Source organism: Alcaligenes sp. RM2, from assembly GCF_052931795.1.
In genome coordinates, this window is the sequence record NZ_JBRFIO010000001.1 from 1,144,004 (window position 1) to 1,157,375 (window position 13,372).

General features: G+C 55.9%; 8 protein-coding genes, 1 pseudogene and 2 riboswitches. Of the genes and pseudogenes, 6 read left to right on the plus strand and 3 right to left on the minus strand.

Features of this window, described 5'->3' with window-relative positions:
* The first annotated feature begins 335 nt into the window (after window positions 1-335).
* The 5 genes from ACU6HM_RS05320 (at window position 336) to ACU6HM_RS05340 (ending at window position 8,070) form a co-directional block, all read left to right on the plus strand.
* A complete protein-coding gene (locus tag ACU6HM_RS05320) occupies window positions 336-1,994 on the plus strand; it encodes an amidohydrolase (RefSeq protein WP_446763423.1) in 1,659 nt (552 codons plus the stop codon).
* 82 nt (window positions 1,995-2,076) lie between these two features.
* Window positions 2,077-3,123, plus strand: a complete 1,047-nt coding sequence (locus ACU6HM_RS05325; RefSeq protein ID WP_446763424.1) for an NADP(H)-dependent aldo-keto reductase — start codon at window positions 2,077-2,079, stop codon at window positions 3,121-3,123.
* 205 nt (window positions 3,124-3,328) lie between these two features.
* Window positions 3,329-4,468 (plus strand): quinolinate synthase NadA, encoded by a 1,140-nt coding sequence (nadA, locus tag ACU6HM_RS05330; protein ID WP_302356604.1) that lies wholly within the window; start codon window positions 3,329-3,331, stop codon window positions 4,466-4,468.
* Complete coding sequence (nadB, locus tag ACU6HM_RS05335) at window positions 4,468-6,264, plus strand: L-aspartate oxidase (RefSeq protein ID WP_446763425.1); 1,797 nt, start codon at window positions 4,468-4,470, stop codon at window positions 6,262-6,264. Before nadA ends, nadB begins: the two co-directional genes overlap by 1 nt.
* Window positions 6,265-6,487: 223 nt before the next feature.
* Window positions 6,488-6,575: riboswitch (glycine riboswitch) on the plus strand.
* Window positions 6,576-6,579: 4 nt separating this feature from the next.
* Window positions 6,580-6,660, plus strand: a riboswitch (glycine riboswitch).
* A gap of 48 nt (window positions 6,661-6,708) precedes the next feature.
* Window positions 6,709-8,070, plus strand: a complete 1,362-nt coding sequence (locus ACU6HM_RS05340) for a D-amino acid dehydrogenase (protein WP_031232121.1) — start codon at window positions 6,709-6,711, stop codon at window positions 8,068-8,070.
* Here the strand turns inward: ACU6HM_RS05340 and ACU6HM_RS05345 are convergent.
* From ACU6HM_RS05345 to ACU6HM_RS05355, 3 genes and pseudogenes are all read right to left on the minus strand, one after another.
* Window positions 8,015-10,192, minus strand: a pseudogene (locus tag ACU6HM_RS05345) (ATP-dependent DNA helicase); the annotation flags it as partial. The gene ACU6HM_RS05340 and the pseudogene ACU6HM_RS05345 sit on opposite strands and share 56 nt — an antisense overlap.
* Entirely contained in the window at window positions 10,189-11,856 is a 1,668-nt protein-coding gene (locus ACU6HM_RS05350) for a VRR-NUC domain-containing protein (protein ID WP_254499335.1), read from the minus strand. The gene ACU6HM_RS05350 and the pseudogene ACU6HM_RS05345, both read right to left, overlap by 4 nt.
* 39 nt (window positions 11,857-11,895) lie before the next feature.
* Window positions 11,896-12,405: a MarR family winged helix-turn-helix transcriptional regulator gene (locus ACU6HM_RS05355; RefSeq protein ID WP_336972400.1), complete on the minus strand. Its 510-nt coding sequence runs from the start codon at window positions 12,403-12,405 to the stop codon at window positions 11,896-11,898.
* Window positions 12,406-12,490: 85 nt separating this feature from the next.
* On the opposite strand from ACU6HM_RS05355, the gene ACU6HM_RS05360 reads away from it, so the two are divergent.
* On the plus strand, window positions 12,491-13,360 hold the full coding sequence (locus ACU6HM_RS05360; RefSeq protein ID WP_083053673.1) for a DMT family transporter: 870 nt from the start codon (window positions 12,491-12,493) through the stop codon (window positions 13,358-13,360).
* The last annotated feature ends 12 nt before the right edge of the window (window positions 13,361-13,372 follow it).

The window sequence follows — 13,372 nt, forward strand, 5'->3', positions numbered from 1 at the left end:
ACTGCTGATGCGTGAAGGCTTTTTTGTTGGCTACCAATTGACACATAAAGCTTCTTTCACACGTTCAGAGGTATTTTATTGCTTGAATAACTTTGGGCATATTCGTAGATCTCTCATTGTGTTTTTACCTATAGAAACCCCTGCTCCAGAGCTGTAGCCTTGAGGTGTTGGCTATCGCTTTTTTGAACTCTCAAAAACACAAGAAAGCTATATCCAACACCTCAAACATCGTCATAACAATACTGGAGCAAAGAGACATGCCTTTTAGTCGTTCACGTTTAGCAGTTGCCTCATTGGCATGCCTGGCTGGGATCAGTACTATCAGCCCAATAATATTGGCAGCCTCACCTGCGGCCGACCTGCTAGTCGTGAATGGGCGTATTTATACGCAAAACCCGGAACAGGCTTGGGTTGAAGCCATTGCGATACGTGATGGAAAAATTGAAGCCGTGGGCAGTACAGAGCAACTGCAATCCAGACGTGGGGACAAGACTCAGCTGATTGATCTTGGCGGGAAAATGGCTATGCCCGGTATCAATGAAGCACACTCCCATCCTGTATGGGGTGGCTTGAAGCATCTGTTCCAGTGCAACTTCCCTTTCACGGTAACGCCGGATGTATTGGCAAACACCTTGAAAGCCTGCGTGGCGCGTAACGAAACGCTGTGGATTCAGGGAGGCCAATGGGACAGTGATTTCTTCAAGACTCACAAAATTGCTTCGCCGCGCGCATGGCTGGATGCCGTCTCTGGCGACAAGGCTATTGTGTTGACCGACGACACGGGTCACAACGCCTGGGTCAACTCCAAGGCTTTGGGCCTCTCGCAGATTGATGCCAACTTTACGCCTCCTAGCGGCATGACCGTCAAGCACGAGCTTGATAGCCGCGAACCCAACGGGGTTTTAGTCGAGGCCAATATCTATATCCGTTCTTTTGTACCGGATTGGACGGATGATCAATATCTGAAAGCAGCGCGCTATGCCATCCAGGAGTCCAACCAGTTCGGGAGTACGGGTTTAAAGGATGCCGATGCCAGCGAGGCTGTTGTGCGCTCGTATTACAACCTGGCCAAGCAAGAGGGTTTGAATGCCCATATCGCCACCGCCATCCGTATCTCGGGCAAGGACAGCAAGCATGTTTTTGATTTTGCTGAAATTGACCGCATCAGCAAGCAGTATGCCCTCCCTGACCTGAAGACCAACTACGTCAAGATCTATACCGACGGGGTTCCTACCGCGGCACATACAGCCGCCATGCTGGAGCCCTACGCGGATACTCACCAGGATGATCCTCTGTCCTTGGGGGCCTTGGTCGTTCCTGAAAATGAACTGGATCGCGTCGTCTCTCACCTGGATGCAGCCGGTTATGGTTTGAAGATGCATACCGCGGGTGATCGGGCTATTCGCGTGGCGTTGAACGCTATTGAAAAAGCACGCAACGCCAATGGTCCTCAAGGTTTGATGCACGAGCTTGCACACTCGGAGTTTGTAGACGATCAGGACAAACCGCGCTTCAAGGCTCTGAATGTAGCCGCCGACTTTTCTCCCTATATCTGGTACCCCTCCGGTTTGACTGACGCCATCAGCTCGGTAGTGGGTGAGCGCAGCAGGAACATGTTCCAGGCCCGTATGTTGTTGGATCATGACGCCACCATTATTGCCGGCTCGGACTGGCCCTCTGGTGTGAAGGACAACAACCCTTGGCCCGCGATTGAGTCTCTGATGACGCGCGCCAATCCCTTCGGGCAGCGGCAGGGTGAGCAACTGGGCGCTGAACAAGCCTTGAATCTGACCGAAGCACTGCAGATTTTTACGCAAAACGGTGCCAAGGCTTTGGGCCGCGAAACAGAAACAGGGTCTTTGGAAACAGGGAAATCTGCTGATCTGATTGTGCTGGATCGGGACTTATTCAAGATTAAGCCTAGCGAAATCAGCGACACCAAGGTGTTGATGACAATTTTTCAAGGTCGTCTGGTGTACACAGCTGCAAAATAAGCTGCCCGGCAGGCTGGCTAAATACGCTACCATGCACGGTTTGTAGGGCCGCCCGGCCCTGCGCTTTCGGGAGTCGAAGCAAATGAAATACCGCAAGCTGGGCAATACAGACCTGGATGTCAGCCTGATTGGCTTGGGCACCATGACATACGGGGAACAGAACAGCGAGGCCGATGCACACGCTCAACTGGACCTTGCTTTGGAACTGGGTGTGAATCTGGTGGATACCGCCGAGATGTACCCTGTGCCCCCTATGGCGGCTACGCAAGGTTTGACCGAGCAATATATCGGCACCTGGCTGGCTAAAACCGGCCGCCGCAAGGACATTGTTCTGGCCAGCAAAATTGCTGGCCCCCAACGTGACCCCAAACGCCCTGGTCATATCCGCAATGGCGGTACCAGCCTGGATCGCAAGAATCTGGAACAAGCCCTGCATGACAGCCTGCGTCGACTGCAAACGGATTATCTGGACCTGTATCAACTGCACTGGCCGGATCGCAGCACGGTGACATTTGGGCAGCGCAGCTACCCGTGGAAAGAAGAAGACACTATCCCAATCGAGGAAACCTTGTCGGTACTGGATGACTTTGTGCGTCAAGGCAAGATACGTCACATAGGTGTCTCCAATGAAACGCCTTGGGGTGTTTCGCGCTTTCTGGAGCTGTCGCGCTCCCGCTCTCTGCCTTTGATTGCCACGATCCAGAACCCCTACAACCTGCTGAACCGCGTGTTTGAAGAGGGGCTGTCCGAATTCTGCCGTTATGAAGGCCTGGGTCTGCTGGCCTATTCACCTTTTGCGATGGGTGTGTTGACGGGCAAATATGACAACGGAGCTCGTCCCGAGAAAGGACGGTTGACGCTGTACGACCGTTTCACGCGCTACGATGCTCCCCGCGCTCGTGAGGCCGCGTTGGCCTACAACGAACTGGCTCGCGAATACGGTTTGACGCCTACCCAATTGGCCTTGGCCTGGGTAAACCAGCAAGCCTTTACCAGCAGCAACCTGATCGGTGCGACTACGCTGGAACAACTGCGCGAGAACATCGCCAGTGCAGATGTTCAATTAAGTGATGAGTTAATCGCCAAGATCAACGCTATTCATCACCACACCCCGAACCCTGCGCCTTAACTGGCTTTCACCCCGCCTTGGGCCCAGGCGTCCAAGGCGGGGCACCCCCTCTTTTTTCTTTCCCTACCCTGCTCTTGTGCTTGCAGTGTGCTGTTTTTTTATTTATGCTCAAAAAAAGCATAACAATAGAGACGCGCTTCTTTCCGATCAGAAATTCATATTCCCCATTTTTTTATTCTATTTATGCTCAAAATGAGCATCAAGGATGAACATGATTCAGCATTTCCCCGTGGATGTCTGTCAGCCCGACGCCAAGGACGCCTTGAGCCGTCAGATTACCTGGCATGAAGTTCCTTCCAAACTCAATCTGCAAAGCGATAAGGCCGCTTTGAAACAAGCTCTGGCCAAGCAGTTGAAAGAGCAAGACGCCGTACTGGTGGCCCACTACTACACAGACCCGGATATTCAAGACCTGGCCTTGGAAACCGGGGGCTGCGTGGGCGACTCTTTAGAAATGGCACGCTTTGGGCAGGAACATGAAGCCAGCACGGTCTTGGTAGCCGGCGTGGGCTTTATGGCTGAATCCGCCAAAATTCTGAGCCCTGAAAAGCGCGTACTGGCCGTGCATGACGAGGCGACGTGTTCTCTGGATCTAGGTTGTGCCCCCGAAGATTTCAAGCAATTCTGTGCTGCGCATCCGGATCGGGAAGTGGTGGTGTATGCCAATACCAGCGCGGCTGTCAAAGCCCAGGCGGATTGGGTGGTGACGTCCTCCATCGCCCTGGACATCGTGCGGCATTTACATGCCCAAGGGAAAAAAATTCTGTGGGCACCGGATCGTCATTTGGGCTCTTATATCCAAAAACAAACCGGCGCAGACATGCTGCTTTGGCAAGGCTCCTGTCTGGTCCATGACGAATTCAAGGCCGATGGCTTGAAAGCCTTGATGAGCGAGCACCCCGATGCCCAGGTGCTGGTACATCCCGAATCACCCGCTTCTGTTGTTGCGCTGGCGGATGTGGTTGGCTCGACAACGCAGCTACTGCGCGCTGCCATCAATCGTTCTGCCGACACCTTTATCGTCGCCACCGATCAAGGAATCTTGCATGCCATGCGCCAGCAAGCGCCGGGCAAAACCTTTTTGGCCGCCCCTACCGCGGGCGAAAGTGCTACCTGCAAAAGCTGCGCCTTTTGCCCCTGGATGGCCTTGAACAGTCTGGAAGCACTGCATCAACGATTAAGTCAACCAGGCCCTGGCATTCAAGTAGATCCTGACCTGCGTGAAGGCGCCCGACGTTCTTTGCAACGCATGATGGATTTTGCTGCCGCTCAGCAGAACAATTTGCGCGTTAGTGCTGACCTGGCCGAGCACAGTCAGCAGTTCCAGCATGTAGGAGCTGCTTGATGCAATCAGGCTCGACACAGACGGAGGTGTTAATCATCGGTGCGGGGCTGGCTGGCACCAGTCTGGCTCTATCCTTGCCCTCCACCATGAAAGTGACTCTGCTCAGCAGCGCCCCCGCTCCCTGTGGGGCCAGCCCGATGGCCTTGGGAGGTCTGGCCGCCGTACTCAGTGCCCAGGACAGTCTGGAACAACACATTGAAGACACGCTGGAAGCGGGTGCTCGGCACTCGGATAAAGAAGCGGTGCGCGGGATTTTGCAAGCCGCGCCAGAAGCGGTGCATTGGCTACTGAAAAAGCAGGTTCCTCTGGACAGAACGGAAGATGGCCAATTGCACCTGACTCGCGAAGGTGGGCACAGCCAGCGACGCATCGTACACGCGGCCGATGCCAGTGGTTACGCCATCATGCAGGCTCTCCTGCCCCAATTGACTCAAGCCTCTCATATCCAGCAGCGTACAGACTGCCTGGCATTAGCCCTGCGCCGCAATGAACAAGGCGCGGTGGCTGGCGTGGATATCTACGACAAGCACACTCGTCGCTACGAAACTATGTTGGCGGATCATGTCGTGTTGGCAACTGGTGGGCTAGGTAGCCTGTACGCGCACAGCACCAATCCCGATAGTGCCTTGGGAGAAGGCATTGCCCTGGCCTGGCGCGCTGGTGCGGCGATACGCGATCTGGAGTTTGTGCAGTTTCATCCGACCTGCTTGCATGCGGAGGGTCCCACCTTCTTGCTAACCGAAGCCTTGCGTGGTGAGGGTGGACATCTGCTGGACAAGCAAGGTCGCCGCTTCATGCCGGATTACGACGCCAGAGCGGAACTGGCTCCACGCGATATTGTGTCGCGTGCTATTGCCACACAGATGCGGCAAGAAGGTAGCAGCCATGTCTGGCTGGATGTACGCCATCTTGGTGCAGACATTTTGCAGCAGCATTTCCCGAAAACATTGGAAGAAGGTTTGCGGCGAGGACTGGATTTACGTCAGGATTGGGTGCCGGTAGCGCCTGCCGCGCACTACAGCTGCGGAGGGATTGAAACAGACTTGTCAGGCCGCACAACGGTAGCTGGTTTATACGCCGTGGGTGAAGTAGCCTGCACAGGTTTGCATGGGGCAAATCGATTGGCCAGCAACTCCTTGCTGGAGTGTGTCGTCATGGGGCGGGCGGCTGCCGAGGCGATTGCTGGAAGCAAGAGAATCCAGCGTTCAGCTTTGGTCCCTGAGACAGATGTTGCAAATACAAGTTCGATGTCACGTTCATGTTCATACAAGAACTCCAATCCAAACTCCAGTTCCAGTTCCAGTTCCAGTTCCAGTTCCAGTTCCAGTTCCAGTTCCAGTTCCAGTTCCAGTTCCCAGGCTAGTGTCGGCCCGAATTGGGGTTTGAGTTTGAACGCTAGTTCGCGCTCGACCCCAAACCCAAGACATTCCCTTATGACTGCGGCGGCAGCCAATGCAATGGAAAACATAATCAACGACAAAGGACGTCACTATGGCAAAAACAATAGCTATAGCAACGGCAACGGCAACCGTAAAAACCGCAGCCCATCCACAAACAATCCACCCTCCCTGCCCGCCTTGCGCAACTTGATGCAAGAGCATGTCGGCCTGTTGCGCAATCGCCAAGGACTGATGCAAGCCTTGCACACCCTGGACCGGTGGCGCAGGCAAATTAGCCTTCTCCCCCCCAGCCTCGACCAACGGACCCTCAGCCTGCAACTGGACACTGCCTGGCTGCTAACCCAGGCAGCCTTGGACCGACCACACAGTCTGGGTGCGCATTACCGCTTGGACTAAGTCCATAAAGAAACGAGCCCCGCTCCGGAATCAACGAAATATCGGGCGCAAATTAGACGAAAAGTAAGTAATAACTCGGCATCAAGGACGGGCAGTCTCAACAACTTCCCGGGCTTAGCCGACAATCGCATCTATCCATGGAAATCCCCCAAGCGCTGCATGCAGCTCCCGGTTTACCCTGATTGCAAATTTTTGTAAGCACAGCTACTGTAGTCGCGTCACTACAGGCGGTATGAAAGAGACCTGTTCAGTCAGGCGCCGACGGAGCAACCACCCCGGAATCTCTCAGGCAAAAGGATCGTACCAGCCCGACACTCTGGAGAGCGGCGTTTGACGCCCACCGAAGGAGCCCAGCCAGACACACAGGTTGGATAAACTCTCAGGTCACAGGACAGATGGGGTATTGCCACTACTCGGTGGTAATTCACCTGTCAGGAGCCTGTTATGTCGCATATTGCCGTCATTGGCGCCGGTATTTCCGGAATCACCACCGCCTACGCCCTTAGCCTGAAAGGCTATCAAGTTACCGTTATCGACCGCCTGCGCTACCCCGCGATGGAAACCTCCTTCGCCAACGGTGGACAGCTATCTGCGTGCAACGCCGAAGTCTGGAACAGCCGCAGCACCATTCTCAAGGGCTTGAAGTGGATGATGCGCAAAGACGCCCCACTGCTGTTCAACCCCAAACCAAGCTGGCATAAATACAGCTGGATGGCGCAATTTGTGGGCGCGATTTCCGGTTACGAGCGCAACACCGTGGACACCGTCAAGCTGGCCATCAGCGCCCGCGAGAATCTGTACCAGTGGGCCAAGGACGAAAACATTGATTTCGACCTGGAACAGCGCGGCATTCTGCACATCTACCACACCCCCGGCGGCTTTGAATCTGGCAAGAAAGTCAGCCAACTGCTGCACAAAGGCGGCTTGGAACGCCGCACGGTTACCAACGAAGAAATCCACCAGATCGAACCTGCTCTGCAAGGCACCTACTACGGCGGTTTCTTTACGCCTTCGGACGCCACAGGCGATATTCATAAATACACACGCGGTCTGGCCGATGCCTGCGCCAAGCGCGGCGTGAAGTTCCTGCAAGATACGGAAGTCCTGGGTATTGATTGCGGCCCACCACACCGCATCCAGTTGCGTACCGGTGAAGGCGCTGAAGCCCACACCCATACACTGTCTGTGGATTCCTTGGTAGTTTGCGCTGGCGTGGGTAGCCGTCACTTGGCCCATATGCTGGGCGACTACATCAACATCTACCCGGTCAAAGGCTATTCGATCTCGGTGTACCTGGATACGCCAGAAGCCCAACATGCCGCCCCTTGGGTCAGCTTGCTGGACGAAGAAGCCAAGATTGTGACCAGCCGCCTGGGCAAGGACCGCCTGCGTGTGGCCGGTACGGCGGAATACAACGGCGCCAACAAGGACATTCGCGCCGACCGTATCGCCCCGCTGACCAACTGGACCCGTCGCAACTTCCACGACGCGGCTACCGACCGTGTTGTACCGTGGGCAGGTTTGCGCCCCATGATGCCGGACATGATGCCGCGCGTAAAAGCAGGCAGCCGCCCTGGCGTCTACTACAACACCGGCCACGGTCACCTGGGCTGGACGCTGTCGGCCGCCACCGCCCAAATCATTACCGAAGTGATTGCCCAGAACGAGCGTCAGTCCGCACCTGCTCAATTTGCCACCAGTCCGGCAGCAACTGCTGCACCCGCCGCTGCCCATAGCGCTCGTCCAGCAGATACACAAAGCCTTGATCCTGTTCATCGCGAATCACACGACCCGCGGCCTGTGTAATCTTGCGTAGTCCCGGATACAGATAGGTATAGTCATAGGCCCGCCGCTCCCCAAAGAGCCGGGCCATGACTTGTTTGACGGACTCATTGGCCGGATTGAACTGCGGCAAACCCAGGGTGGCAATAAAAGCACCGATCAAGCGTTTACCGGGTAAATCCACCCCTTCTGAAAACGCCCCACCCAGCACCGCTAAACCCACTCCCTTCCCATCCAGCGTAAAGCGGTCCAGAAACTGCGTTCTTTGCAGATCGCTCATGCCCGGTTGCTGATGCCAAAGCGGCATATCCGGCCAGCGCTCCTGCAAGGCCTGACTGACCTGCTGCAGATAATCAAAGCTGCTCAAAAACAAGAGATAGTTGCCCGGCTGCTCCTGATACGCCTGCCCGACAATATCGCAAACGCCGCTCAGGCTCTGGGCCCGGTCAGCATAGCGCGTGGACAGACCGGCATATTGACGTACCCGCAACTGCTCAGCCCGATAAGGAGATGCCACGTTCAACTCTGCTGTGCTGGGCGGCAGACCCAAAACATCACGATAAAACTGCGAGGGGTTCATGGTGCCAGAGAACAGCACTACCCCGTGCGCGTCGCCATAGCGTTCGGCCAGAAACGGAGCAGGCACGATATTGCGCAAGTTCAGGAGCACGCCATCGCGCTGCGCCAAAATATCGAATAAGGAATGCGAGCCGAACTGTCCGGCCAGGTCCACAAAGTACAGCAGCTCGAAATAGAACTGCAGCAAGGGGCTGTCTTGCGGCATGGGATTCTCGGCCACATAAGCGCCTAAACGGGCCGCCAGATAGTCGCACTGCTCCAGCAAATCCTCCGGGATCTTTTCCAGCCCCCATTGGTCACCGCCTTCCTCAGGTATCAAGTTCTCCATCAAGCGAGTCAAAGGGGCGAAATGACGCTTCAAGGCCGAAGGCGAGGCTTTACGCGCCATGCGCAACTGCACTTGCGAGAAAGACGCGGAATACATGGAACGGGCACGTTCAACCAGATTGTGAGCCTCATCCACCAGAACCGCGCTGCGCCATTGCTGGGCCAGGGTCTGGCTATACAGCACCGCATGCGTGTCGAAAAAGTAGTTGTAGTCGCCCACAATAGCGTCTGCCCAACGCAGCATTTCCTGGCTCAAATAATAGGGGCAGACCTGATGCTCGCTAGCCACTTGTTGCAAGCGCTGGCTAGTCAGCATGGGTTGCTCCAGAGCTTGCTGACGGGCAGCCGGAAGACGGTCGTAAAAACCTTCGGCCAAAGGACAGGACTGACCATGACAGGCCTTATCCGGATGGGGGCACTGCTTGTCACGGGCCACCATTTCCAGCACCCGCCACGCACCCTCGCCTTCCGGGCTTAAGCGCTGCAAGGCGTCCAGCGCCATTTGCCGACCGGAGTTCTTGGCCGTCAGATAAAACAGCTTGTCCAAACCCGCCTCGGGCATGGCCTTCAGGCCTGGAAATACGACGGCCAAGGTTTTGCCAATACCGGTGGGCGCTTGGGCTAAGAGGCACTGTGCGTCACGTTGGGCCCGGAACGCGGCCACGGCTAGCTGTCGCTGACCGGCACGAAATTGTTCATAGGGAAACTGCAACGCTGTACAAGCTTGATCGCGCGCCAGCCTGTGTTTTTGCTCCTGCCGCCCCCACTCTACATAAGCGCGGCATTGCTCCTCGAAAAAGGCCCACAGCGCTGCGCGCTCCATATACTCGGAGATGCTGGTCTCTTTGTGCTTGTCCACGTGGTAATACACCACGCTAACCGTCATCCCCGGCAAATCACGCTCCTGGCACAAGATGGCGGCATAGACCTTGGCTTGTGCCTGATGCAGACGTCTATGGTGCTCGGGGATAGCATCAAAGGCCCCACGATAGGTTTTCAGCTCCTCCAGGCAGTTGCTGACAGGATCAAACCCATCGGCTCGACCACGCACCAGCAGTCCTTCCATCTCGTACGACAGGGGCACCTCGACTTCATAGTGCTCGGGGCGACGCAGCTTTAGCTGCTGGTGGCCAAGGATACCTTCCTGTGCTGTGGCCGCAGGCGTAAAGCGCAGGTCCAGATCCCCGCTACGTGCAGTAAATTCGCATAAGGCTCGTACACCTACCGTCCAGGCTTTCATGGTGATTCAGGCCGGGTCACATAGCAAACACGCGCAGGGATGGCATGTTGCTCGAAATAACTTAACCAACGCCGCTGGTTGTCTTGCAAGCGGTCTCCGGGGCCTTTTACCTCAATCAATTCATAGCTTTGCTGAGCCGGCATGAAGCGCACCAAATCCGGCAAACCGGAACGGTTGTCCCGCCAATCCTGCAAGATACGCTTGAACACCAGCTGCAAATGCTGGGCGGGGATGCAATGCAAGGCCTGTTCGATCAAGGATTCATCCAAGGCGGGCCAGATCAGCAAGGGGCACTGTATGCCGCGCTTTTGCTGCCAGCGTTGCCAGATCACGGTTTTATAGTCTGCACCGTCCAGCACACTTAAGGATTGATCAAACAAGTTTTGTCTGCGCGACACAAAGTCCGGGTTACCCCAATCGGCCGGACAGGCTTGATAAGGGTGGAAAAATGCACCGGGCAAGGGAGCGAAAATGGCATCCCAGCTCAACAATCCCAATAAGGCCGGAAACAAGGCGTTTTCTACGTAAAAAACCGGAGCCAAGGGACTATCCCAATGGGCCAACACCTGGGACTCGACCCGATTGCCGTCATCAAACAAAACCAGATCACTACGTTGCGTGCGGCTTGTAGGTTTAGTGGATGGCGGGCTGGGCGGAGCTTCTACCGCCAGTTTTCGACGCAGCCGGGGCAGCATACGCAGCAGCTTCTGGGTTTCACTCTCATTTTCGGGCTGCTCCCACGCCTGACAAAACAAGGGCCAAGCCCCTTGATGCTTGTCCTGACGCTCCAGCACCCGCAATTGACGGTAACGGGCGCCCGGCCAGTTGGTCTGCACATAGGCTTGCTCGGCCAACGGCCACCAATGTTGGCGCTCGGCTTGCTGGCCTAGCTGAAACAGGGTTTTCGCCTTGCGTCGTTGAAGCCAATCACTGTCGGTCTCAACAGCCTGAACAGCGGCAAAGCGTTGGGCCCACAGATCTGGATCGGCCTCGTCTTGCGCATCACGCAGCTCGGACAAGGCTTCATACAGGCGCACGTCCTCATTATGTCGAAACGCCCGACTAGACTGATCCAGAATCACAGTTTCGTATCTATACAAGCCAAGATCGCTGAGCACGAACTCGGACCAGTCCTGGTAATGATTGCCAAAGAACAATAGTTGCAAACGCTGTGCCCAATGCATGACTTGTGGTGAGAGACGAAGCGTCGGAGCGTGCAGGCCGGGATCTGCACACCACTGCGTAAAAGGCCGGGCCTGTTCACCCTGCGTCTGGCCAATCCATTCCAGATAGTCTGACTTGCGCCCGGTGGCTGGCAGCTCACTGAACAAGCGGCGCAGCTCGGGAACGGTATGGACAGCAAACAACGTTTCCAGATCAAGCTCAGGATCGGTTTCTATCAGCTCGCAGGCCGCCAGCTCTTGCACGGCCTCTTCCAGATTTTCGATCTCGGCATAACGCAGCTTGTCGATACGGAACACCGGGCCTTTACGCATCAGCAAGCGGACCAGCAAGGCTTGCGCAGGCTGGGAAGCATGTCCAAAACGATGGCCACATTGGACGTGTTCAGGCTCCAGCAGATCGGAACTGGCATGCTGTACCCACTGCAAAACCTGGTGGAAATTGTGCAGATAATAAAAAGGAGGAAGCTCGGGCGGAATCATAAGCAGGCTGTGTATATATCCAGCTACTTTAGCACTCCTTCAAGCCGGGCGCGACTCCAACAAGCGCATCCAGTCCCGTAACAAGGTATTCAGGTTCTGGCGCTGCATGGCATCCAGCCCTTCCAACAAATTTTCTTCATTGGCCAAATGATCCACCACGACCGCATCCACACAGGCCAGACCCGCAGGGCTCAAACGCACCAGAATACGGCGGGCGTCTTCCGGGTCAGCAATGCGTTCGATCAAGCCCTGCTTTTCCAGGCCCTGCAAGCGATGCGTCATGGTGCCGGAGCTAACCATCAAGGTGGAAAACAAGGCGGTAGGCGCCAAGGTATACGGCGGGCCGGAGCGGCGCAGACTGGCCAGCACATCAAATTCGCCCAGCTGCAGGCCGTGACGCCTGAAGTTCTCGCTCATTTGTTTTTGGACCAGTTGAAAGCAGCGTGTCATGCGGCCCAGCAAGGCCATGGCGTCCAGGTTCTGCAAGTCTGGCCGCTGCTCGCGCCATTGATTAATGATCAGGTCTACCGCGTCGTGTTCTTCGCTCATGATTTCTCGATTTCGATATTTATCTTGATATTAAGATAAATCATCCCTACACTGGCATTTATCTCGACATCAAGATACTTTCATCATGAACCGACTTTCTCTTTGGCTGGTGACGGCCTTGACCGCACTAGGCCCCGCCATCTGGGGTTCCACTTACATTGTGACCACAGAAATTCTGCCCCCCGACCGCCCTTTTATCGCGGCCTTTTTGCGCTGCTTTCCCGCTGGCGTGATGCTGCTCTTGTGGAGCCGACGCATGCCCGCCCCAGGCGACTGGGGCAAGACACTGATTCTGGCAGCCTTGAACATCGGGGCATTTCAAGCCTTGCTATTCGTTGCGGCCTACCGTCTGCCGGGTGGATTGGCTGCCGTTGTGGGTGCGGCTCAACCCTTGGTGGTGATTGGCCTGGCCTGGGCTTTGGAAGGCAAACGTCCAGTGACCATGGCACTGGTCGCCTGCGTGATCGGTATTATCGGCATGGGTATTTTGCTGCTATCGCCAGAGAGCCAATGGGATACCTGGGGCATGGTCGCGGCCATTGTCGGGGCCCTGTGCATGGCCTTGGGCACGTACCTGTCGCATCGCTGGCGCAGTGGCATGCCCATTCTGGCCTTCACGGCCTGGCAGTTGATGCTGGGTGGACTGATGCTGGCCCCTCTGGCCTTGTGGCTGGACCCACCGCTGGACAGTTCCTTGAGCGGCGTGCAAATCGGTGGCTATCTCTACCTGTGTCTGGTCGGTGCACTCCTGGCCTATACCCTGTGGTTCCGCGGGATTGCCGTTTTACCCTCTGTGGCCGTGTCTTCGCTGGGTCTGCTTAGCCCTTTGACCGCTGTAATTCTGGGGTGGCTGATTTTGGGTCAGGCCATGACAGGCTCCAGCCTGCTGGGCATTATTCTGGTGATGGGCAGTGTGCTGGCGGTGCAGTGGATCAGCAATCGTCCCGCCAAATAAGCATCTCGCGCC

Bases quoted from the DNA above. Each gene is read 5' to 3' on its own strand.
- ACU6HM_RS05355 (WP_336972400.1), bottom strand. From the start codon at position 12,405: ATGAGCGAAGAACACGACGCGGTAGACCTGATCATTAATCAATGGCGC.
- ACU6HM_RS05325 (WP_446763424.1), top strand. From the start codon at position 2,077: ATGAAATACCGCAAGCTGGGCAATACAGACCTGGATGTCAGCCTGATT.
- ACU6HM_RS05350 (WP_254499335.1), bottom strand. From the start codon at position 11,856: ATGATTCCGCCCGAGCTTCCTCCTTTTTATTATCTGCACAATTTCCAC.
- nadB (WP_446763425.1), top strand. From the start codon at position 4,468: ATGCAATCAGGCTCGACACAGACGGAGGTGTTAATCATCGGTGCGGGG.
- nadA (WP_302356604.1), top strand. From the start codon at position 3,329: ATGAACATGATTCAGCATTTCCCCGTGGATGTCTGTCAGCCCGACGCC.
- ACU6HM_RS05360 (WP_083053673.1), top strand. From the start codon at position 12,491: ATGAACCGACTTTCTCTTTGGCTGGTGACGGCCTTGACCGCACTAGGC.
- ACU6HM_RS05340 (WP_031232121.1), top strand. From the start codon at position 6,709: ATGTCGCATATTGCCGTCATTGGCGCCGGTATTTCCGGAATCACCACC.